This is a genomic window from Heterorhizobium halophytocola, assembly GCF_017873095.1.
Classification (GTDB): Bacteria; Pseudomonadota; Alphaproteobacteria; order Rhizobiales; family Rhizobiaceae; genus Allorhizobium; species Allorhizobium halophytocola.
In genome coordinates this window covers 127,676-149,548 of record NZ_JAGGJU010000003.1, presented here as the reverse complement: position 1 = coordinate 149,548, position 21,873 = coordinate 127,676, and the positions used below count along the sequence as shown (strand labels likewise).

At 63.9% G+C, this 21,873-nt stretch carries 16 protein-coding genes and 1 tRNA gene; 8 read left to right on the top strand and 9 right to left on the bottom strand.

What is annotated here, in order from left to right; translation table 11 throughout:
• Positions 1–68 precede the first annotated feature (68 nt).
• Complete coding sequence (locus J2Z17_RS06210) at positions 69–1,034, bottom strand: LysR family transcriptional regulator (protein ID WP_209943225.1); 966 nt, start codon at positions 1,032–1,034, stop codon at positions 69–71.
• A gap of 129 nt (positions 1,035–1,163) precedes the next feature.
• On the opposite strand from J2Z17_RS06210, the gene J2Z17_RS06205 reads away from it, so the two are divergent.
• Positions 1,164–1,772 (top strand): FMN-dependent NADH-azoreductase, encoded by a 609-nt coding sequence (locus tag J2Z17_RS06205; protein WP_209943224.1) that lies wholly within the window; start codon positions 1,164–1,166, stop codon positions 1,770–1,772.
• A 106-nt stretch (positions 1,773–1,878) separates the two neighbouring features.
• Here the strand turns inward: J2Z17_RS06205 and amt are convergent, their stop codons facing one another.
• On the bottom strand, positions 1,879–5,025 hold the full coding sequence (gene amt, locus J2Z17_RS06200) for an ammonium transporter (protein WP_245223905.1): 3,147 nt from the start codon (positions 5,023–5,025) through the stop codon (positions 1,879–1,881).
• Between the two features lie 201 nt (positions 5,026–5,226).
• Complete coding sequence (locus tag J2Z17_RS06195) at positions 5,227–5,550, bottom strand: HlyU family transcriptional regulator (protein WP_209943222.1); 324 nt, start codon at positions 5,548–5,550, stop codon at positions 5,227–5,229.
• A gap of 152 nt (positions 5,551–5,702) precedes the next feature.
• Between J2Z17_RS06195 and J2Z17_RS06190 the strand changes: the two genes are divergently transcribed.
• A complete protein-coding gene (locus J2Z17_RS06190) occupies positions 5,703–6,692 on the top strand; it encodes a glycerophosphodiester phosphodiesterase family protein (RefSeq protein WP_245223904.1) in 990 nt (329 codons plus the stop codon).
• Between the two features lie 12 nt (positions 6,693–6,704).
• On the opposite strand, the gene ilvA is transcribed toward J2Z17_RS06190, so the two are convergent.
• Entirely contained in the window at positions 6,705–7,967 is a 1,263-nt protein-coding gene (gene ilvA / locus J2Z17_RS06185; RefSeq protein ID WP_209943752.1) for a threonine ammonia-lyase, read from the bottom strand.
• 121 nt (positions 7,968–8,088) lie between these two features.
• Here ilvA and J2Z17_RS06180 point away from each other — a divergent pair, with 121 nt between their 5' ends.
• Positions 8,089–9,543: a TrkH family potassium uptake protein gene (locus J2Z17_RS06180; protein WP_209943207.1), complete on the top strand. Its 1,455-nt coding sequence runs from the start codon at positions 8,089–8,091 to the stop codon at positions 9,541–9,543.
• Positions 9,544–9,745: 202 nt separating this feature from the next.
• Entirely contained in the window at positions 9,746–10,354 is a 609-nt protein-coding gene (locus tag J2Z17_RS06175) for a hypothetical protein (protein ID WP_209943204.1), read from the top strand.
• A gap of 35 nt (positions 10,355–10,389) precedes the next feature.
• Here J2Z17_RS06175 and J2Z17_RS06170 read toward each other — a convergent pair.
• The 4 genes from J2Z17_RS06170 to wrbA all read right to left on the bottom strand — a co-directional run bounded on the left by J2Z17_RS06170 (position 10,390) and on the right by wrbA (position 12,279).
• Positions 10,390–10,475, bottom strand: a tRNA-Leu gene (locus tag J2Z17_RS06170).
• A 196-nt stretch (positions 10,476–10,671) separates the two neighbouring features.
• On the bottom strand, positions 10,672–11,106 hold the full coding sequence (locus J2Z17_RS06165; protein ID WP_209943202.1) for a DUF3597 domain-containing protein: 435 nt from the start codon (positions 11,104–11,106) through the stop codon (positions 10,672–10,674).
• Between the two features lie 153 nt (positions 11,107–11,259).
• Positions 11,260–11,526 carry a PilZ domain-containing protein gene (locus J2Z17_RS06160; RefSeq protein WP_209943200.1) on the bottom strand — a complete coding sequence of 89 codons (267 nt, stop codon included), beginning with the start codon at positions 11,524–11,526 and terminating at the stop codon, positions 11,260–11,262.
• A gap of 153 nt (positions 11,527–11,679) precedes the next feature.
• Entirely contained in the window at positions 11,680–12,279 is a 600-nt protein-coding gene (wrbA, locus tag J2Z17_RS06155; protein WP_209943198.1) for an NAD(P)H:quinone oxidoreductase, read from the bottom strand.
• A 292-nt stretch (positions 12,280–12,571) separates the two neighbouring features.
• On the opposite strand from wrbA, the gene J2Z17_RS06150 reads away from it, so the two are divergent.
• The 3 genes from J2Z17_RS06150 (at position 12,572) to gpt (ending at position 14,968) form a co-directional block, all read left to right on the top strand.
• Positions 12,572–13,339 (top strand): competence/damage-inducible protein A, encoded by a 768-nt coding sequence (locus tag J2Z17_RS06150; RefSeq protein WP_209943196.1) that lies wholly within the window; start codon positions 12,572–12,574, stop codon positions 13,337–13,339.
• A 105-nt stretch (positions 13,340–13,444) separates the two neighbouring features.
• Entirely contained in the window at positions 13,445–14,284 is an 840-nt protein-coding gene (locus tag J2Z17_RS06145; RefSeq protein ID WP_209943193.1) for a universal stress protein, read from the top strand.
• A gap of 186 nt (positions 14,285–14,470) precedes the next feature.
• Entirely contained in the window at positions 14,471–14,968 is a 498-nt protein-coding gene (gpt, locus tag J2Z17_RS06140) for a xanthine phosphoribosyltransferase (RefSeq protein ID WP_209943191.1), read from the top strand.
• A 110-nt stretch (positions 14,969–15,078) separates the two neighbouring features.
• Here the strand turns inward: gpt and J2Z17_RS06135 are convergent, their stop codons facing one another.
• Complete coding sequence (locus tag J2Z17_RS06135) at positions 15,079–16,983, bottom strand: methyl-accepting chemotaxis protein (RefSeq protein ID WP_209943189.1); 1,905 nt, start codon at positions 16,981–16,983, stop codon at positions 15,079–15,081.
• A gap of 1,088 nt (positions 16,984–18,071) precedes the next feature.
• Here J2Z17_RS06135 and J2Z17_RS06130 point away from each other — a divergent pair.
• Entirely contained in the window at positions 18,072–21,857 is a 3,786-nt protein-coding gene (locus J2Z17_RS06130) for a vitamin B12-dependent ribonucleotide reductase (protein ID WP_209943187.1), read from the top strand.
• Positions 21,858–21,873: the final 16 nt, after the last annotated feature.

The following is a 21,873-nucleotide window of genomic DNA, read 5'->3' as shown; positions in this document are numbered from 1 at the left end:
CGGATCATAGAGCCAGGATTGAAAAGACGGGACGCCGCATCGCAAGGTGCGGCGTTTCTTTGTTCTCTCTACTCGGCCGCCTCGCGCGTCAGGTCGCGCGCCTCGCCGCGCAGCAGGCGGTCGACTTCGGCGCCGCGGGGGCAGCCGGCAAGGCGCATCGCCATCTGGTCGATGATCCAGCGACCGGCAGGTCCGGGCGGTGAGGCACTGTGCCACTGGGCCAGCACCGGGTAATCGCGCACGTCATACCCCTCGACATCGAGCCGCACCAGCCGGCCTTCCGCCAGATCCTCCCGCACGATCGTCAGCGGCACGCCGCCCCATCCGAGCCCCGCCAGCAACAGATGCCGCTTGGTCGCCATGTCGCTGACCCGCCAGGTTCGGCGCGAAAACACGTTGAAATCGGGCCCCTCCTCCTCCGGCTGCTGCGCCTCGGAGGCGATGATCTGCACGTCCTCGCGCACATCGCGCAGGCTGAGCTTGCGGGAAAGCTTTGACAGCCGGTGTTCCGGGGCCGCGACCGGCGCCAGATAGGACAGGCCGATATCCTGGCTTTCGACGCGGTGATCCACCTCCGGTCCGCCGCCGATCGCCAGGTCGACGGCCGAGCGGTCCAGCATGCGCGAGACAAGCCGCGGCGTGCCGCAATAGAGCCGCAGCATGACCGTTGGAAACTCCAGCTGGAAGGCCTTCAGCGTTTCGGTCAGCCCGTGGTCGGGCACCATGACGCTGACGGCCAGGCGCACCTCGCCCTCCAGCCCCTCGTTCAGCGCCTTGCTGCGGGCCCGCAGATTGTCGAGTTCGGCAATGATCCGCCGTGCGTCGTCAAGCATCGCCCGACCGGCCTCGGTCAGCACCGGCTGGCGTCCCTGCCGGTCGAACAGCACCAGCTGCAACTGCGCCTCCAGATTGCCGATCGTATAGCTGACCACCGATTGCGCCCGGTTCAACTGCCGGGCGGCTGCGGAAAAGCTGCCGGCCTCGGCCACTGCGATGAACACCTGCAATTGATCCAGCGTCGGGTTGGGCAGCATGAGACCTATCCAGTTTATCGATTTTACTGATCGACATTATCCCAGTTTTATCGATTGGATGCCAGTTCTATCTGTCAGTCTCCGCCGGCGACCCCCGACCGGCCAAGCCAACAGAATACAGGTGTTCCCATGTCCTCCATTCTTCTCGTTCGCGGCAGCACGCGCGGCAATGATTCGGTTTCCGGCAAGGTCGCAAAGGCGCTGGCCGAAGGCCTGGCCGCCGGCGGCACCATTGTCGAACGCGATCTCGTCGCCACCCCGCTGCCGCATATCGGCACTGATTTCTCCTCCGCCATCCGTCTGGCGTCCGAAGATCGCACACCGGCCCAGGCCGAAGCGATCGCCATTTCCGACAAGGAAGTCGACGAATTGCTGGCGGCCGACACGCTGGTCATTTCGAGCGGCTTCGTCAATTTCGGCATCACCTCGATCCTGAAGTCGTGGATCGACCACATCGCCCGCGCCGGCCGCACCTTCCGCTACACGGAAAACGGTCCCGAAGGCCTGGTGCAGGGCAAGAAGGCCTATATCGTTCTGGCCTCCGGCGGCGTCTATTCGTCCGGCCCGGCCGCAGCCCTCGATTTTGCCGAACCCTATCTGCGCTCCGTTCTCGGCTTCATCGGCATCAAGGACGTCCAGGTGATCCGCGTCGAAGGCATCGCCATGGGCCCGGAAGCTGCCGAAAAGGCGATCGCCGGCGCGCTTGCCCAGGCGAGTGAACTCGCCAAGGCCGCCTGAGGCCTTTACCGTTCCTGAAGTTTGCGGCGGCCGCGCCTCCAGTCACGGCCGCCGCTTCGCCCAATCGCTGCGGCCAGCCGCGCGATGGGCGCTGTCCCCCCTGCCCTCAGGCCACGTCGGCTTCCCGCCTTCCCGAAAGGTCCTCGTCGCCGTCTGCCCTCAGCCGCCGCTTGACGTCGCCGGCCACATCCATGGCGATGCGGTCCACGGGCACCGGCCGGCCCAGCAGATAGCCCTGCAATTCGTCGCAGCCATTGGTCACCAGAAGCCTTGCCTGCTCGATGGTCTCCACGCCCTCGGCCACCACCTTCATGCCCAGACCGCTGCCCAGATCGATGATCGAGCGGACGATCGCCTCGGCATTGGCCTCCACGCCGAGATTGGCGACGAAGCTGCGGTCGATCTTGATCGCGTCGAAGGGATAGCGGCTGAGATAGCTGAGGGAGGAATAGCCGGTGCCGAAATCGTCGAGCGCGATGTTGAAGCCGGAGCGCTTCAGGGCATCCAGAACCTGTCTTGCGCCCTCGTCGTCGTCGATCAGCACGCTCTCGGTGATCTCCAGCTCGATCCGCTTCGGGTCCGCCCCCTCGGCGGCGACGATCGCCTCGATATTGCCGAGAAAGTCGATCTGACGGAACTGGATCGGGCTGACATTGATCGACAGCCGCTTGTCCGCCGGCAATGTCTTGAGAATCCGGCAGGCCTCGGCCAGCACCCATTCGCCCAGCTGGATGATCTTGCCCGAGGCTTCGGCGACCGGGATGAAGTCGACCGGACTGACCGGGCCCCGCGTCGGATGGGTCCAGCGCAGCAAGGCCTCGTAGCCCTCTATCTCCGTGTCCGAGCAGCGCACGCGCGGCTGCAGATAGAGTTCGAAATCGCCGTTCTCCACCGCCTGTTCCAGGTCCGCTTCCAGCGCCCGCCGCTTCTCGATCAGCTCGCTCATGCCGGGCCGATAGCAGCGCCAGGTGTTCCGCCCCGCATTCTTCGCATGGTAGAGCGCCATGTCGGCACGGCCGATCAGATCCTCGACATTGTCGGCATGATCCGGACACAGCGCCGCCCCGAGACTGACGCCGCAGCGCACATGGTGGCCGTTGCCGAGATCGATCGGCTCGCGAAAGGCGGTGACCAGACGGCGACAGAAATCCTCGATCTGATTGCCGAAGGAGGCGCGTGTCAGAATGACGGCGAATTCGTCGCCGCCGATGCGCGCGGCCAGATCGTCGCGCCCCAGCGCCTTGCGCAGGCGATCGCCGGTCTTGCGGATCACCTCGTCGCCGGCCGGGTGGCCATGCATGTCGTTGACGTCCTTGAACCGGTCGAGGTCGAGCAGGACGATGGCGCAGCCGCGGCCTGCCCGGCAATGCTCGACGCTGGCACTCAGCCGCTCGGTAAACAGCGTACGGTTGGCAAGCCCCGTCAGCGAATCGTGCAGGGCCACATGGCGGATGCGCCGCTCCGCCTCGCGCCGCGGCCTGAGATCGACCAGGCAGCCGATCTGGATCCGCTTGCCGCGATAATCGACATGGCGCCCGCGTGCCTCGATCGGGATCCGTTCGCCGAGGGCCGTCACCAGCGATATCTCCGCATTCTCGTCGACACCGGAAAAGAAGGCCTTCTCGACCCGTTCGCGGTCTTCCGGCGCGACGAATTCGAGGACGGAGCGGCCGATCAGGTCGGATAGCGGCAGGCCGGTGAGTTCCGCCAGCTGCTGGTTGCCGTCGACGATCGTGCCGCCCTCGTGCATGACGATAGCCTCGAAGGTGGCATTGGCAAGCGTGGCGACCCGTTCGGCCTCCTCGGTGTCGCGCTGCTGCGACTGCAGCGCCTGGCGGGTGCGCTCGCTCTCCTCGATGTCGTCCATCAGCCGGTTGAACAGCGTCGTCAGCTCTTCCGCCTCGTCGCCCGGGTCGACCGCCAGGCGATGGGTAAGATCCGCCTTGCCGTCGACCAGATCGGACAGGGCCGCCGACACATGCCCGACGCCCAGACGGGTGCCATGCTCGGCGATATTGAGGCCGTTATATTCGTCCTCGGCCGAGACGCGGACGCCGGCAAAACGCTTCAACAGCCAGAAGAAGCCGTAGCCGACACCGAAGGCCCAATAGAAATTGAGCGCCGCGCCGAAAACCTGGATATAGAGCTGATGCAGCCGGTCGCCGGCCGGCAGCAGTTCCGGCGGCGCCAGGAAGGCAAGGCCGACGGTGCCGACGACGCCGGCAAAGGCATGCACGCCGATCGCCCCGACCGCATCGTCGATCCGCAGCACCCGCTCGATGAACAGGATGCCATAGACGGCAGCGGCACTGCCGAGCGCCCCGATCAGCAGCGAGCCGCCCGGCGTCAGCAGATGACAGCCGGCGGTGATCGCCACGAGGCCGCCCAGCATGCCCGAAATCGATTTCTCCGGCAGCACCACGCCATCGTGGTAATAGCCGATGACATAGCCGACGCAGCAGCCCATGCCGCCGGCGAGGATGGTGTTGAGGATGATCGGCCCGATATCGGGAACGGCCGCCGTCGTCGAACCGCCGTTGAAGCCGATCCAGCCGATGAACAGCAGAAGGCCACCGGTGGTCGACAGCACCGGGCTGTGGCCGGCAATGCGAATCGGCCGGCCCTCGGCATCGAAGCGGCCACGACGCGGGCCGATCACCATGCAGGCGGCAAGCGAGATCCATCCGCCCGTCGCATGCACCACGGTGGAACCGGCAAAATCGACAAATCCGAGATTGGCCAGAAAAGCGCCCTCGTTCGGGCCGAGTGCCGTGCCCCAGGCCCAGTGAACGAAGACCGGATAGATCAGCCCGGAGAGAACCACCGACCCGAGCACATAGGACGAGAGCTTCATCCGTTCGGCCACGGCACCGGAGACGATGGTCGCCGCCGTGCCGCAGAACATCACCTGAAAGATGAAGAACCCGGCCTCCCAGGTGCTCAGATGGTCGAGAAAGAAATAATGGCTGTCGATGCCGATCGGCAGCCTGCCGGAGCGGCCGAAGGCCAGCATGAAACCGACGGCTGCGAAGGCGACAACGCCGAAGACGAAATCCAGCAGGTTTTTCTGTGCGACATTGATCGAGTTCTTCGAGCGGACCATGCCCGCCTCAAGCAGCAGGAAGCCGACCTGCATCAACATGACAAGCGCTGCGGCCACCATCAGCCAGCTGAGGTCGAGATCGGCAGCACGGGCTGTGCCGCTGGCGGGCGCGCCGGCCCCCGCAAGAACCGGTCTTGTCAGCTCGGCCAAGATTACGCACGGCGCCACCATGTACCGGCACAAGATTTTGAAAACTATGTAATAATTGATTTTCACTGTAACAATCCGGCGAATGCTTTCCCGGAATGCTATGGCCGACCACTTAAAATTGAGTGATCACAGTTTATATTTAATTTACCTTAAGTAGAATTCAGTAAACTGCGCCCGCGCGGCCGCCGGTCACACAACAGCTCAGACGGTGCGCGACTTGACGCCGTCGGAAAACAGGCTTGCGCCATTCTGATCGATGATCTGGCGTGCCTTGCGAAAGCTGAAATCGATCGCATCGTCGGCGGAGGTGAACATGTCGGCGCGGATGAACTGGCGCTCCAGCACCTCGCCGTCGACCGTTTTTTCGATCCGGCCGGCCAGCCGCAACTGGCTGCCTTCCTTGATCGGGGTCGCATAGATCTTCAAACCCTCATACTCCTGCGCATCGGCCGTCGGACCGGGTGCCGGCTTGTCAGAGGGCGAACCGCCGAAGGCGGAGAACAGTCGTGTAAAGATAGAAGCCATGACGTTCGACTAGCACAGAGCCGCGTCCAGAAGAAGTCCAAAGGTCGCGAAAAGGACTCAATGCCTCGCAAGGTTCAGCCCATTGCATTCGACATTCAATTTTCATGGAGCGTGCTGTGCTCAGACGAATTGTCACTGCGGCATTAGCAAGTATGCTCGCCATTACCGCCGCCCTGTGGCTCGCCAACACCTCGGCCTTCATGAGCTTTCCCGACATAGACGGTCCGCGCGTCATCGCCCACCGGGGCGAGCACCAGCTGTTCAACCGGGCGGGACTGACCCATGACACCTGCACCGCCACCCGCATCCTGCCGCCCACCCACGGCTTTCTCGAAAACACGTTGCCCTCGATGCGCGCGGCTTTCGAAGCCGGCGCCGATGTCGTCGAGCTCGACGTCCATCTGACGCCCGACAAGGTGTTCGCCGTGCTGCATGACTGGACGCTCGATTGCCGCACCAACCTGACGGGCGTGACGGAAGACACGCCCTTTGCCGCGCTCAAGACCGCCGATGTCGGCTATGGCTACACCGCCGACGGCGGACAGACCTTTCCCTTTCGCGGCAAGGGGATCGGCATGCTGCCGTCGCTCGACCAGGTGTTTGCCACCTTTCCCGACGGCCATTTCCTGGTCAATTTCAAGAGCCGCCGCATCGAGGAAGGCACGGTGTTGGCCGCACGGCTGAGTGCAGAGCCGGACCGGGAAAGACAGGTCTTCGGCGTCTATGGCGGCGGCGAGCCGACCACCGCGACGCTTGCCGCCCGGCCGAAACTGCGCGGCTACACGGCAGCCTCGGTCCGCGCCTGCCTGCTCACCTATCTGAAGGTCGGCTGGAGCGGTTACGTGCCGCAGGATTGCCGCAACACCCTGGTGCCGGTGCCGATCAACTATGCCCATCTGCTCTGGGGCTGGCCGCAGCGCTTCTACGCCCGCATGCAGGCCGCCGGGTCGGATGTCATCGTCATCGGCGCCTACCAGAAGGGCGACTTCGGATCCTCGGGCATCGACACGCTCGCGGACTGGACGCAATTGCCAGCCCATTTTCCGGGCTATGTCTGGACCAACCGGATCGAGGACGCCCGCCGCCTGGCGAAGCAATCGGGCGCCTGCGGCCCTGAGGCCAAGACGAGGATCTGCCGCTGAGCGCAAGCGGCGTCAGATGATCAGATTGGCGAGGATCTCGTTTTCGGTGATGTCCTCGAAGCCCATGCCGGCGGCCTCGAAACGCTCGATCAGGCCGGTGAAACTGGTCCGGTCCCGGGTTTCGATGCCGATCAGGATCGAGCCGAAATTGCGCGCCGACTTCTTCAGATATTCAAACCGGGCGATATCGTCGTCGGGCCCGAGCAGATTGAGGAAATCACGCAGCGCGCCGGGGCGCTGCGGCAGGCGCAGGATGAAATATTTCTTCAGCCCGGCATAGCGCATCGCCCTTTCCTTGACGTCGGGCAGCCGCTCGAAGTCGAAATTGCCGCCCGAGACGACCGCGACCACGCGCTTGCCTTCCAGCCGCGCGCGCCCGAGCATCTCGAGCGCGGCAAGCGACAGGGCGCCGGCCGGTTCCAGCACCACGCCCTCGACATTCAGCATCTCGGTGATCGTCACGCAAATCGCGTTTTCCGCCACCAGCATGACCTGATCGGCGGAGAAATCCTGCAGCGCCGCGAAATTCCGGTCGCCGATCCGGGCAACGGCGGCACCGTCGACGAAATTGTCGACCTTCGGCAAGGTGACGATGGCGCCCGCCTCCAGGCTGCGTTTGAGGCTCGGCGCGCCTGCCGGCTCGACGAAAAGGAAATTTTCGTTCGGCATCCGGCCGTCGAGATAGCCGGTGATCCCGGCAGACAGCCCGCCGCCGCCGACCGGCAGGACGATCAGGTCCGGCAGGCGGCCGTCCGGCAGGCCGGCGACGATCTCGGCAGCCACGGTCGCCTGCCCCTCGATCACGTCGGCATCGTCGAACGGCGGCACCATCATGCCCCCGGTTGCCTGCACATGGTCGCGGGCAGCCTTGTAGCACTGGTCGAAAATGTCGCCGGTCAGCCGGATCTCGATGAATTCGCCACCGAAGATCCGGGTCTTTTCGATCTTCTGCTGCGGCGTGGTGACCGGCATGAAGATCACGCCGCGCACGGCGAAATGGCGGCAGACAAAGGCAAAGCCCTGGGCATGGTTGCCGGCCGAGGCACAGACGAAGATCCGGTCCGACGCACCGGCCGCGATGGCCTTGCGGAAGAAGTTGAAGGCGCCGCGCAGCTTGTAGGAGCGCACCGGCGTCAGATCCTCGCGCTTCAGCCAGATCTCGGCGCCGTAGCGCGCACTCAGATGCTCGTTCAGCTGCAGCGGCGTCTCGGCGAAGATGCTGCGCATCGCCTCGGCGGCGGCATCGACCGCATCGCCACGGATTTGCGGGCGCATCGTGTCAGGGCGCATGATCTCATCCAATCCATTGAATTTCCGTTCGGTCCTCGCTATGGCATAGGGGCAAGGCGGAGACCAAGGAATTTTCCGCGCGACTGTAATCGGGGACGTCCTTCTTTTGAACGCCAGCCAGCTTCGCTCCGCGATCTACATTGCCGCCCTGTGCGGACTCTATCTATCGACCGCCATGCTCGTCCCGGTGCTGGTCGACGTCTATTACGGGCACAAGGACTGGAAGGTCTTCGCCGTCTGCGCCTTCATGGTGGGCGGCCTGTCGATGACCACGGCGATGGCGACGCGCTCGGCGCCGCCGACCTTCAACAAGCGCATGGGCTTCATCCTCGTCAACGTGCTGTGGGCGACGTTTTCGCTGGTCGGCAGCGTGCCGCTCTATTTCAGCGGCCAGGACATGACCTTTGCCCAGGCGCTGTTCGAATCGATCTCGGCGATCACCACCACCGGCTCGACGGTGCTGTCCGGCCTCGACCACATGCCGCCCGGCCTGCTGGTCTGGCGCTCGATGCTGCAATGGCTCGGCGGTATCGGCATCGTCGCCCTCGGCCTCTTCGTCCTGCCCTTCCTGCGGGTCGGCGGCGTCTCCTTCTTCAAGATGGAATCGTCGGACACCAACGACAAGCCGTTCGCAAGGCTCGCCACCTTCACCCGCGCCTTTGTCGGCATCTATGTCGGCTTTACCGTGCTGTGCACGATCTCCTACGACGTCGCCGGCATGAGCCATTTCGACGCGATCAATCATGCGCTGACGACGGTCGCCACCGGCGGGTTTTCCACCCATGACGCCTCGTTCGGCTATTTCCACAACACGCCGCTGCTGTGGATCTCGACCTTCTTCATGACGGTCTGCAGCCTGCCGTTCTCGATCCTCATCGTCTTCGTCGTGCGTGGCCGCCTCGATGCGTTGCGCGATCCGCAGATCGGCGTCTTCCTGCTCTATCTGCTGTTCTTTGCCGTGACGTCGGCGATCTACAACCACTTCGCCTTCGACATCGGCTTCGGCCCGGCCTTGACCCACGGCATGTTCAATTTCGCCTCGATCCTGTCGACCACCGGCTATGCCAGCCAGGACTATACCAGCTGGGGGCCCTTCGTGGTGGTCGCCGCCTTCGTCGCGACCTTTATCGGCGGCTGTTCCGGCTCGACCGCCGGCGGCATCAAGGCCTACCGCCTGGTCATCATGGCCGGCGTCATCAATACCGGGCTGAAGAAGCTGATCTATCCGAACGCCATCTATTCGGTGCGCTATGGCCGCCAGACGGTCGATATCGAGATGCAGCGCACGGTCTTCCTGTTCTTCTCGACCTATATGCTGCTCTGGGCGCTGGGCTCGATGATCATGGCAGCCCTCGGCTATGATTTCGCCACCGCCACCTCCTCGGTGATCACCGCATTGTCGAATGTCGGCCCGGGCGTCGGCGACCTGATCGGTCCGTCCGGCAATTTCGCCACCATGCAGGCGCCGGAACTCTATCTGCTGTCGCTGATGATGCTGCTCGGCCGTCTGGAGGTGCTCTCCGTGCTGGTCGTCTTGCTGCCGACCTTCTGGCGCTCCTGAGACCGCGCCCCGGCCAAGCCTCGCAGGCCCCGCCAGGGCGTGCGCGGTCCCCGCTAAAAAGCATCCCGCCGGACTGGATTCGGCCTTCGCTTTATGCGCAAATCCTCACGCGGAATGCTGCACCCCGAAAGAGGCGGGGGGCGGCCATGGGAGTGGCCGCAGCCAGACCCGCAATAAGAAGAAAAGACCGGGGGAGACCGTCTTGAACACATCCACGCATATCATCGGGAAGGCGCTCGGCCGCGTCCTCGCCACCGCCCTGCTGCTGTCCACATTCGCCCTCCAGCCGGCCCTTGCCGGGCGGCTGGCCGATGCGGCAACCGAGGCGGAAAGACTGGCGCAGGACGGCAAGGCCAAAGAAGCCTTCGAGACGATCCGCAAGGCCTTCGGCGACTTTTCCGCCACCCTGCCGTTTACCGTCGGCGAAGCGTCCTTCGTCTCGGAAAAGCCGACGGCCTACGGCGCCTATACGCCGCGGGAAAATTCCGTGTTCACCGCCGGCGAGCCGCTGATTACCTATGTCGAACTGATCGGCCTTGCCTGGAAGACGCTCGACGACGGCCGTTTCCAGTCGCATTTCACCGTCGATCTCGAAGTGCTCGACGCGCGCGGCGACCGCCTGGCCCTGCAGGAAGGTTTCGGCAATTTCACCTTTACCGGCCGGGTGCGCAACCAGGAACTCTACACCCACCTGACCCTCGACCTCAGCGGCGCCAGCCCGGGCGAATACACGCTGCGCTACACGCTGAAGGACACCACGACCGGCAGCACGGCCGTCGTGCAGCAGCCGTTCACGCTGAAGGCGCCCTGAAGCGAAAGTCTTCCGCAACAGCGGCAAAGCCGCCTTGGTGCGGACGGCGGGGATCGAACCCGCACAGCCATAGGCCGAGAGATTTTAAGTCTCTTGCGTCTACCAGTTTCGCCACGTCCGCATCGCTGCCTGTTTCCGATAGTTGGCCGGCAACGTCAAGGGCCGCAACGGGGCGCCGGTGGCAAAAGACGGGGACGCGGCGGTCGCGTCCGGCGCGCGGGCCCGCCGTCCGGCCCTGCCCGTCTCGAGACGAAAACGGGGCCGATCGGCCCCGCATGGTCTTGTCTGCAACGGATGGCTTGCGCCGACTGCTGGTTTCAGTCGAGCAGTTCGGCCGGCACCTTGCCGCCGTTTTCCGACAGCTTCTTCATCAGCGCCTTGTGCAGCCACATGTTCATCGTGGCGCTGTCGCCGGTATCGCCGGTATAGCCGAGTTCGGCGGCCAGTTCCTTGCGCTCCGAAAGGCTGGCATCCATGCCCAGCGCCTTCATCATGTCGACGATCGAATGGCGCCAGTCGAGCTTCTGCCCGTTCTTGCGCACGGCCTCGTCGAGGATCGGCGCGATGTCGACAGGCTTGCCGCCGGACGCTGCGGGGCTGGACGGTGCGGAGGTGCTGGCCGGCGCATCGGCGGGCGACGGCGCCGATGCCGTCTCGACCGGCGCGGCCGCAGGCTCCGCGGCAGGCGTCGAAGCCGGAGCGGCTTCCGCCTGGCCGAAGATGGCATTCTTGATCTTGCTGAATATGCTCATGATATCGCTCTTTCGAATTGGTTAATTGACGGGCTTCTAACACTTAGCCCGATCAATCGTTCCCGAAAAGCGGATTGGTGCCGCATGGCACTCATCATCATGGGGTAGACATATTTCCCGCCAGCCGGCAGGCCTCCGTCGACCTCGGCCCGTTCAGGCGTCCTCGACCGGGCGAAATTCGACGCCGACCTCGGTCAGGCTGCGCCAGCGCACGTCGCATTCGATGGTCTTGCCGTCGTCCAGTCTGATGGTGAAGTGGTCCGGCACGCCGAGCGTGGTTTCCATGGTGATGCGGGCACCGCCGACGGACAGGTTGCGCGTCAGGCCGGTCACGTTGAGCGCGCCGTCGCGCGGTGTGACCCGCACTCCCTTCATCACGGGCTCACGCGGGTGAATGCGAGATTCCGCAGTCTTCTTCATCGATCCATGTCCTCGCCCGAACGCAATGGCTAAGACACTAATGCAAAGAGATGACTGCATTCCTGCGATTATAGCGGGCATTTTAGCCAACGCGGCCCAACGCAAAACGGGGCCCCGCAAGGGACCCCGTCAAAACTTTGGCGTCGGAGACTGTCAGCCGGCCAGCTTGGCGGAGAGCTTGGCCACATGGGCGCCCTGGTATTTCGCCGCTTCGAGTTCGATCTCGGAGGGCATGCGCGAGCCGTCACCGTCGGTGATCGTCGAGGCACCATAGGGCGAGCCGCCCTTGACTTCCTCGACACCCATCTGGCCCTGGAAGGCGTAAGGCAGACCGACAACCGCCATGCCGTGATGCAGGAAGGTCGGGATGAAGCCCATGATCGTGGTTTCCTGGCCGCCGTGCTGGGTCGCGGTCGAGGTAAACATCGAGCCTACCTTGCCGACCAGCTTGCCGGTCGCCCAGAGGGCACCGGTCTGGTCCCAGAAATTGCGCATCTGCGAGGCGACCGTGCCATAGCGGGTGCCGGCGCCGACGATGATCGCGTCATACTGGTCGAGTTCCGCCGGGCTGGCGATCGGGGCTGCCTGGTCCATCTTGTAATGCGATGCCTTGGCGACCTCGTCCGAGACCAGTTCGGGCACGCGCTTGACGGTCACCTCGGCGCCGGCCGAGCGGGCGCCTTCGGCCACGGCATTGGCCATCGCTTCGATATGGCCATAGGCCGAATAGTAGAGAACCAGTACCTTGCTCATGGAATGCTCCGTTCTGTTGTCGAATTTCGGGACGGTTGTGTTGCGATGAAATTAGAAGCTGCTGGCGAAAGGGGAAGCCCCCCGACCGAAGACGGACTGTTCGCAACCGTGGCCGGCCAGCTCGCCGGTCGGCGCTTGACGGGTGCCCGTACCCGTCCCGAACATCGTCTTGCGCCGGTTGCGGCCTCGGCCAGGACGGCCGATCCCCGTCGATCACCGGCGACCGCGATCTCCACTTTTTCGTCCGCGGCTTTGCCCTATATTGAGGCGATGACTTTCAAGGATATCGATGATGAACGATGACACGATCAGGACCGCCGCCATGCTGGCCATCGGCGACGAATTGCTTTCCGGCCGGACCAAGGACAAGAATATCGGCCATCTGGCCGACGTGCTGCAGATCGCCGGCATCGACCTGCGCGAAGTCCGGATCGTGGCCGATGACGAGGTCGCCATCATCGAGGCGGTGAACACGCTGCGCAACCGCTATGACTATGTCTTCACCTCCGGCGGCATCGGCCCGACACATGACGACATCACCGCCGATTCGATGTCGAAGGCCTTCGGTGTCGACTGCATCCACGACCCGGCCGCGATGACGCTTCTCTCCGAGATGTATGCCCGCCGGGGCATGGAATTCACCGAGGCGCGCAAGCGCATGGCCCGCATGCCGCAAGGCGCGCGTCATATCGACAACCCGGTCTCCACCGCGCCCGGCTTCGTCGTCGAAAACGTCTTCGTCATGGCCGGCGTGCCGCAGGTGTTCGTCGCCATGCTCGACAATGTCGTCGCCACGCTGCCGGCCGGTGCGCAGGTGATTGCCCGTTCCATCCCCTGCCCCTTCGGCGAAGGCGATATCGGCACCCCGCTCGGCGCGATCCAGAAGGCGCACGACAACACCTCGATCGGCTCCTATCCGCAGTTCAAGGGCGATCGCTTCTTCACCGAGATCGTCGTGCGCGGCCGCGATGTCGCGGCCATCGACGCAGCGGAAGCCGATATCAAGGCGATGATCGAGACGCTGTCGCGCAGCAGCGAAGGCGTCGGCGAACGGGTCTGAGACGGCATCCGTCCGGCGCCGAACTTGATCGATATCAAGGCGGCGGTCCGGCCCGGCGTTAGCAATGGCAGGCAGACGCAACGAACTTACCCAGGGAGTAGCCCCATGTCCTACAAGACCATACTCGCGGTTCTCGACGACCCGAAGAGTGCCGCGCAGATCACCGAGATCGCGATCAGCTTCGCCGCCACTTTCGACGCCCATCTGATCGGCGTGCATTCGGAAGCCATGGCGATGATCCCGCTGTCGGCGCCGATGGAAATGCCCGACCCCACCACCGTCCAGGCGATGCAGGACATGGCGCATGACGAGACGCGCAAGATCGAGCAGATCTTCCGCAATCGCTGCGTCGCCAACGGCACCTCGCATGACTGGCGCAGCTTCCTGACCTCTGCCGGCTACGGTTCCGGCGCCTTGCAGGACAGTGCGCGCTGCGCCGACCTGATCATCGCCGCCCAGACCGATTCGTCGCTGGCCGACAGCCGCGCCGACCTCGACGGCTTTCTGTTCGAAAGCGGCCGTCCCGTCCTGCTGGTGCCCTATATCCTGACCGAGCCGAAGCCGATCAAGCGGGCCATGGTCGCCTGGAACGGTTCGCGCGAGGCGGCACGCGCCACCTTCGACGCCCTGCCGCTGCTCAAGAAGGCCGACGCGGTCGAGATCTTCAGCGTCAATCCGCCCGACAACCAGACCCAGTCGGCAGAGACGGCCGGCGCCGAGATCGCGGCCACGCTTGCCCGCCACGGCGTCCACATCACCGTCGTCACCCAGGAGGCCGACGGCGTTCCGGCCGCAACCGTGATCGAGAACCGGCTTTCCGACAGTTCCATCGATCTTCTGGTGATGGGCGCCTTCGGCCACAAGCGCTGGTGGGAGACGCTGTTTGGCGGCGTCACCCACACACTGCTCGATTCGATGACGGCCCTGACCCTGCTGTCGCGCTAAACCCGCCCGGCCGGCCCGGCGCTGATCGCCTCTGGCCGGACCTGATCGGTCCGCAATCCGCCAAGACATGCCGGGACTTGAAAAATCCCGGCATTTGCCGCTAATAGCCGATCTTCAAGAACGGGCGCCGCGCCCGTTTCGACCCCCTATCGGCCATCCCCAGGGATGCAGCAGCGGAGCCCGACCATGAGCCTGCCCGAAAAAGCCTTCCCCGTCTCCTGGGATCAGTTTCACCGCGACGCGCGCGCGCTGTCCTGGCGGCTCGCCGGCCTCAATCAGGAGTTCAAGGCGATCGTCTGCATCACCCGCGGCGGTCTGGTGCCGGCGGCAATCATCTCGCGCGAGCTGAATATCCGCCTGATCGAGACGGTCTGCATCGCCTCCTATCATGACTATGTCAGCCAGGGCGACATGAACCTGTTGAAGGGCGTGGCTGAAAACCTGAAGGAAAACGGCGGCGAAGGCGTGCTTGTGATCGACGACCTGACCGACACCGGCAAGACCGCCAAGGAAGTCCGCGACATGCTGCCCAAGGCGCATTTCGCCTGCGTCTATGCCAAGCCCAAGGGCGTGCCGCTGATCGATACCTTCGTCACCGAGGTCAGCCAGGATACCTGGATCTATTTCCCCTGGGACATGGGTTTCAGCTATCAGGAGCCGATCGCCAAGGGCACCCGCGGCTGAGACCAGCGCCTGCCGGTCCGGAAAACACCGTCAACAGCCGTCTGCGTATCCATGAAAAAAGCGCCGGATCGCTCCGGCGCTTTTCTTGTTTGTCCTGCGATCCGGGGGGCTCAGGCGGCCCGGCGATGCGGGGCGGCGGTTGCCGTGCCCTCCAGCCGGAAGTGATCGATCTGCGCCTGCAGCTGGCGGCTCTCGTTGGCGAGCACCTGGCTTGCGGCCGTCGTCTCTTCCACCATGGCGGCGTTCTGCTGGGTCATCTGGTCCATGTGGTTGACCGAGGCATTGATCTCGCCGAGCGCTGCCGACTGCTCATGCGCGGCCTTGGCGATCGAGGAGACGTGGTCGTTGACGCGGTTGACCAGATCCTCGATCTCGGTCAGGGCCTGACCGGTCGAGAGCACCAGCGACACACCGCCCTTGACCTCACCGGCCGAGGTGTTGATCAGCGACTTGATCTCCTTGGCCGCATTGGCCGAGCGCTGGGCCAGTTCGCGCACTTCCTGGGCGACGACCGCGAAGCCACGACCGGCTTCACCGGCACGGGCGGCTTCCACGCCGGCGTTGAGCGCCAGCAGGTTGGTCTGGAAGGCGATCTCGTCGATCACCGAGATGATCTGGCTGATCTTCTGCGATGACTGCTCGATCCGGCCCATGGCGTCGATCGCGTTGCGGACGATCTCGCCCGACTTGCCGGCGCTGTCCTTGGTCTCGCGCACCATGTCGCTGGCTTCGCGGGCCCGGTCGGTGGAGGTGCGCACCGTGGTGGTGATCTCTTCCAGCGCTGCGGCGGTTTCCTCGAGGGAGGCTGCCTGCTGTTCGGTGCGGCGTGCGAGCTGGCCTGCAGCCGAGCTCAGTTCGCCCGAATTGTCGGTGATCGTCGTCGATGCCTGGCGGATGCTCTGCATCGTGCGACGCAGGGTCACCATGGCATTGTTGACGTTGACCTGGAGTTCGGCGAAGGCACCCTGGAACTCGCCGCGCATGTCCTGGCTGAGGTCGGCCTTGGCCAGCGCGCCGATGACGCGGCGGATTTCCGTCACACCGTGATCGACACCGGACACCAGTTCGTTGACGCTGGCGGCAAAGCGCTGCAGGTCTTCGTCGTCATAGGCCTTGCCGATGCGCTGCGAGAAGTCGCCGGCGGCAGCCGCCGCGACGATACCGCTGATCGAGCTCTGCAGATCGCGGCTCTGGGCATGGAGGGCCGCTTCCTGGGCTTCCATTTCCTGCATCTGGGCGGCATTGGCGCGGAAGACTTCCAGCGCGCGGGCCATCTCGCCGATCTCGTCCTTGCGTTCGGTGCCGGCGATGTCGATATGCATGTCGCCGCCGGCCATCTTGCGCATCAGGTCGGTCAGGCTGTGGATCGGATTGACGATGCCGCGGCGGGCCATGACATAGCTCAGGACAACACCGGCCAGGATGCAGAAGATCGCCGTGACGACCAGCAGCATCTGCGTGGTGTTGGAGCGTTGCAGGGCTTCGGCGCGGGCGCCGGCCAGTTCGTCGCCGGAATAGGTCGAGTATTCCTTGACCGCGATGGTCACGGCCTTCTGGCCGTCCAGCGCCTTGGCAAGCTCGGCCTTCATCACGGCCTGGTCCTTGCCGGCATCGGTTGCCGCGGTCTTCACCATGGCGCGGATCGTGTTGAAATAGTCACCCAGCGAGGCGCGGATGTTTTCCAGCTGCTTCTGCTCCGTCGCATCGGCGGTCGAGGCGATCTTCGGCAGGCGACCGAGCATTTCGGCCGAACGGCGCTCGGTTTCCTTGGCGAAATCCGCGGCGTTCTCCGGCGCGAAGGCCAGCTGATAGGTCATCCGGCTGATGGCGATGATGTCGATGCGAAGATCCATGGCTTCCCGCGCGACTTCCTCGCGGGCGCCGGTGTTCTTCAAAGAGCTGCCGAGGGAGTAAAGCCCATGGGCGCCCACCACCGCGATCACGGCAGAAGCGATGCCCATCAGCACGACAAGCGAACTCACCTTCTTGAGAATGGAAAAATTGCTGAAGCTCATTGGGAAATGTTCCGCAGGCACAGCCGCCCTGATGGCGCTGCCCAGAAAATAACGAGGCGGACCGGTATCATTCCGGCACCGAATAGACCCAAACATTATGTCTCATAGATTGACGAGTGATTAAGCCGCATGCTGCGTCGCACACCCATGGTTTACCAATATTTAGCGGCAAAAGCTGAGGTCTTTAACGAGACCGGACAGTCCCGTCCGACCCGTTTTGTTGCGCAGTGCAACACAAGGCCTGCATCAGGTGAAAGGCGGTGAACACCCCGGGGTTCCGACATAGAACGTGTACGGCTTATATACGGTCACCGTCCCGCGCCGCTGCCCGCCGGCAAGTGCCGCGGCCGTCGCCGGGCCAAGGACCGCAATCATCGGCGTGTCAACACCCGCCAGCCCGGCCGTCTTGCGCACGGACAAGATTTCACCCCTGATAATTTCGCCCATTCGCGCCGGCGGCGCCTCAATTGTCCGCAAAGGGGCCGAAATCGGACGCCGGGACGGCAGGGCCGGACAGCGCGCGGCAGCCGTGCGCGATCCTCCGCCGGCCTGGATGCCGTGCCGATCCTCGGTTTGCCGCACTGCGCCCGGGCGTCGGCGCCCCATCCTGATACATATTTGCCGCAGTCTTGCCTTTCCCCGTTTTCCACAACGCGACAGCCACAAGATATGGTATTAATAATTTGGTCATAAACCACCCCTTGACGGAATCAGTCGGTTCCAACTTAATGGGGGTCAGGTTGCGGCGGCGACTGGACCGGACAGTAACGAGGCCGGTTCGCTCTCGACAAATCGCTTGTTTATCCACGGAAATCCCTGTCATGACGGCAGATTTTTCGACCGGTTTCCTGTGTGCGATTTTTGACCGTCAATGCCAATGAAAACACTGGCGGTAATAAGCTGTTAATACTATATTTAGTGTTTGCAGCGACCATCACCACAAGATACAGGTGCCGACAACTCCACCGAGTCATCCGGCACCACATGCGGATGGGACATTTAGTCGGCTGCACCTTACCGGGCAGCCGGGCGGGACAATCTTGCGCTCATTTTGCGGGGCGCGACAGAATTCAAGGGACACCGAGCGGATGCGCATAGAACGTCGTTTCACCAAGCCTGCCCAGTCGGCCTATGCGGAGATCGATTTCCGCAAGGCGGTCAGCGAGATCAAGAACCCCGACGGCTCGATCGTGTTCCGCCTGGCCGATATCGATGTGCCCTCGCAGTTCTCCCAGGTGGCGACCGACGTTCTGGCGCAGAAGTATTTCCGCAAGGCCGGCGTGCCGAAGATCCTGAAGAAGGTCGAGGAAAACGACGTTCCTTCCTTCCTCTGGCGCTCGGTCGCCGACGAGAAGGCGCTGGCGGCTCTCCCCGAGGATGAGCGCTACGGTTCGGAAACCGATGCCCGCCAGGTCTTCGACCGGCTCGCCGGCACCTGGGCCTACTGGGGCTGGAAGGCCAAGTATTTCACAACGGAAGAAGACGCGGCCGCCTTCAAGGACGAGCTTGCCTACATGCTCGCCACCCAGCGCGTCGCGCCCAATAGCCCGCAGTGGTTCAACACCGGCCTGCACTGGGCCTATGGCATCGACGGTCCCGGCCAGGGCCATTTCTACGTCGACCCCTTCACCGGCAAGCTCACCAAGTCGAAGTCGTCCTACGAGCATCCGCAGCCGCATGCCTGCTTCATCCAGTCGGTCGAGGACGACCTCGTCAACGAGGGCGGCATCATGGATCTCTGGGTGCGGGAAGCGCGCCTGTTCAAATACGGCTCCGGCACCGGCTCCAACTTCTCCTACCTGCGCGGCGAAGGCGAACGCCTGTCGGGCGGCGGCCGTTCGTCGGGCCTGATGTCCTTCCTGAAGATCGGCGACCGCGCAGCCGGCGCCATCAAGTCGGGCGGCACCACCCGCCGTGCGGCCAAGATGGTCGTCGTCGACATCGACCATCCGGATATCGAGGAATACATCAACTGGAAGGTCAAGGAAGAGCAGAAGGTCGCAGCGCTGGTTACCGGCTCCAAGCTGGTTGCCCGTCACCTGAAGGCGATCATGAAGGCCTGCGTCAACTGCGAGGCCGACAACGACGCCTGCTTCGACCCCAACCAGAACCCGGCGCTGAAGCGCGAGATCAAGGCCGCCAAGAACAGCCAGGTTCCGGAAAACTACATCAAGCGCGTGATCCAGTTCGCCCAGCAGGGCTACAAGGACATGGAATTCAAGACCTATGACACGGACTGGGATTCGGAAGCCTATCTCACCGTGTCGGGCCAGAACTCCAACAACTCCGTCTCGCTGAAAGATAACTTCCTGCGCGCCGTCGAATCCGACGGCACCTGGGACCTGACCGCCCGCAAGGACGGCAAGGTGATGAAGACGCTGAAGGCGCGCGAGCTGTGGGAACAGATCTCCTATGCCGCATGGGCATCGGCCGATCCGGGCATCCACTTCAACACGACGATGAACGACTGGCACACCTGCCCGGCCGCTGGCCCGATCCGCGCCTCGAACCCGTGCTCGGAATACATGTTCCTCGACGACACGGCCTGCAACCTCGCCTCGCTGAACCTGCTGCAGTTCAAGGATGCCGACACCAAGAAGATCGACATTGCCGATTACGAGCATGCCGTTCGCCTGTGGACCGTGGTTCTCGAAGTGTCGGTGACGATGGCCCAGTTCCCGTCGCGCCAGATTGCCGAACTCTCCTACCAGTACCGCACGCTCGGCCTCGGCTATGCCAATATCGGCGGCCTGCTGATGTCCTCGGGCATCCCCTACGATTCGGCCGAGGGCCGTGCGATCTGCGGCGCGCTGACCGCGATCATGACCGGTGTGGCCTATGCGACCTCGGCCGAAATGGCCGGTGAGCTCGGCCCCTTCCCGGGCTATGCGCCGAACCGCGACAACATGCTGCGGGTGATCCGCAACCATCGCCGCGCCGCCCATGGCGAGAGCGCCGGCTATGAAGGCCTGTCGGTCGATCCGGTGGCGCTGGTCCACTCCGAGTGCTCGGACGCCGACCTGATCGCCCATGCGACGGCGGCCTGGGACAAGGCGCTGGAACTCGGCGAGAAGCACGGCTACCGCAATGCCCAGGTCTCGGTCATCGCGCCGACCGGCACGATCGGTCTCGTCATGGACTGCGACACCACCGGCATCGAGCCCGACTTCGCGCTGGTCAAGTTCAAGAAGCTCGCCGGCGGCGGCTATTTCAAGATCATCAACGGCGCGGTGCCGGAGGCGCTTCGCACGCTCGGCTATTCGGAAAGCCAGATCGCCGAGATCGAGGCCTATGCCGTCGGCCACGGCAACCTGAACCAGGCGCCCGGCATCAACCCCGGCTCGCTGAAGGCCAAGGGCTTCACCGACGAGAAGATCGCGGCGCTGAACGGCGCCACCAAGGCGGCCTTCGACATCAAGTTCATCTTCAACCAGTGGACGCTCGGCGCCGACTTCCTGAAGAACGAGCTGAAGGTCTCCGACGAGCAGCTGGCCGACATCTCCTTCAGCCTGCTCGACCATCTCGGCTTCTCCAGGAAGGAGATCGAGGCCGCCAACATCCATGTCTGCGGTGCGATGACGCTCGAAGGCGCGCCCTTCCTCAAGGACGAGCACCTGGCCGTCTTCGATTGCGCCAATCCCTGCGGCAAGATCGGCAAGCGCTATCTCTCGGTCGAAAGCCATATCCGCATGATGGCGGCTGCCCAGCCGTTCATCTCCGGCGCGATCTCCAAGACGATCAACATGGCCAACGACGCGACCGTCGAGGATTGCGGCGCCGCCTATATGCTCTCCTGGAAGCTCGCACTGAAGGCCAATGCGCTCTACCGCGACGGCTCCAAGCTCAGCCAGCCGCTCAATGCCTCGCTGGTCGAGGATGACGACAACGAGGATGCGCTGGAGGAACTGGTCGCCCAGCCGGCCGCCGCCCAGGCCGTCACCGTCACCGAAAAGATCGTCGAGCGGATCATCGAGCGCGTCGTGCGCAGCCAGGAAAAGCTGCCGAACCGCCGCAAGGGCTATACCCAGAAGGCGAAGATCGGTGGCCACACCATCTTCCTGCGCACCGGTGAATATGATGACGGCCGTCTCGGGGAGATCTTCCTCGACATGAACAAGGAGGGGTCCGCCCTTCGCGCCTTCATCAACAACTTCGCCATCTCCGTCTCGCTCGGCCTGCAGTATGGCGTGCCGCTCGAGGAATATGTCGACGCCTTCACCTTCACCAAGTTCGAGCCGGCCGGCATGGTCCAGGGCAATGACGCGATCAAGAACGCCACGTCGATCCTCGACTACGTGTTCCGCGAACTGGCCGTGTCCTACCTGTCGCGCCACGACCTGGCCCATGTCGACACCTCCGATTTCGGATCGACGGCGCTCGGCAAGGGGATCAAGGAAGGCAAGGCGGACGCCTTCTCCAAGGGTCTGACGCGCGGCTATCGTCCGACGCTGGTCTCCGGCGGCTCGGCCTCCGGCGAACCGCGCGGTGCGGCCCCCGCCGGCCCCAAGGGTCTGGCGACCGTCACCCCGATCGGCTCCGGCTCGGCCGTGCGCAAGCTGGAGCCGGCCGTCGCCGCCGCCCCGTCCGAAATCGTCTCGTTCAAGCGGGATTATGAGGAACGCGCCGCCGAATTCGCCCACGAGATCGCCGACGAAGTGGCAGAACAGGTCAACGGCCTGTTCAGCGATGCCGCCGCCGCTGACGCCGAAAGCGCCAAGACCGACGCCAAGAAGGTCGAAGCCGCCCGCCGCCAGCAGTCGATCGCCCAGGGCTATACCGGCAACATGTGCTCGGAATGCCAGAACTTCACCATGGTGCGCAACGGCACCTGCGAGAAGTGCAACACCTGCGGCGCCACGAGCGGCTGCAGCTGATCCTGCGCATTGAAAC

Coding starts and splice junctions, on each gene's coding strand:
- J2Z17_RS06210 (WP_209943225.1), bottom strand. CDS start 1,034: ATGCTGCCCAACCCGACGCTGGATCAATTGCAGGTGTTCATCGCAGTG.
- J2Z17_RS06205 (WP_209943224.1), top strand. CDS start 1,164: ATGTCCTCCATTCTTCTCGTTCGCGGCAGCACGCGCGGCAATGATTCG.
- J2Z17_RS06195 (WP_209943222.1), bottom strand. CDS start 5,550: ATGGCTTCTATCTTTACACGACTGTTCTCCGCCTTCGGCGGTTCGCCC.
- J2Z17_RS06190 (WP_245223904.1), top strand. CDS start 5,703: ATGCTCGCCATTACCGCCGCCCTGTGGCTCGCCAACACCTCGGCCTTC.
- ilvA (WP_209943752.1), bottom strand. CDS start 7,967: ATGCGCCCGCAAATCCGTGGCGATGCGGTCGATGCCGCCGCCGAGGCG.
- J2Z17_RS06165 (WP_209943202.1), bottom strand. CDS start 11,106: ATGAGCATATTCAGCAAGATCAAGAATGCCATCTTCGGCCAGGCGGAA.
- J2Z17_RS06160 (WP_209943200.1), bottom strand. CDS start 11,526: ATGAAGAAGACTGCGGAATCTCGCATTCACCCGCGTGAGCCCGTGATG.
- wrbA (WP_209943198.1), bottom strand. CDS start 12,279: ATGAGCAAGGTACTGGTTCTCTACTATTCGGCCTATGGCCATATCGAA.
- J2Z17_RS06150 (WP_209943196.1), top strand. CDS start 12,572: ATGAACGATGACACGATCAGGACCGCCGCCATGCTGGCCATCGGCGAC.
- J2Z17_RS06145 (WP_209943193.1), top strand. CDS start 13,445: ATGTCCTACAAGACCATACTCGCGGTTCTCGACGACCCGAAGAGTGCC.
- gpt (WP_209943191.1), top strand. CDS start 14,471: ATGAGCCTGCCCGAAAAAGCCTTCCCCGTCTCCTGGGATCAGTTTCAC.
- J2Z17_RS06135 (WP_209943189.1), bottom strand. CDS start 16,983: ATGAGCTTCAGCAATTTTTCCATTCTCAAGAAGGTGAGTTCGCTTGTC.
- J2Z17_RS06130 (WP_209943187.1), top strand. CDS start 18,072: ATGCGCATAGAACGTCGTTTCACCAAGCCTGCCCAGTCGGCCTATGCG.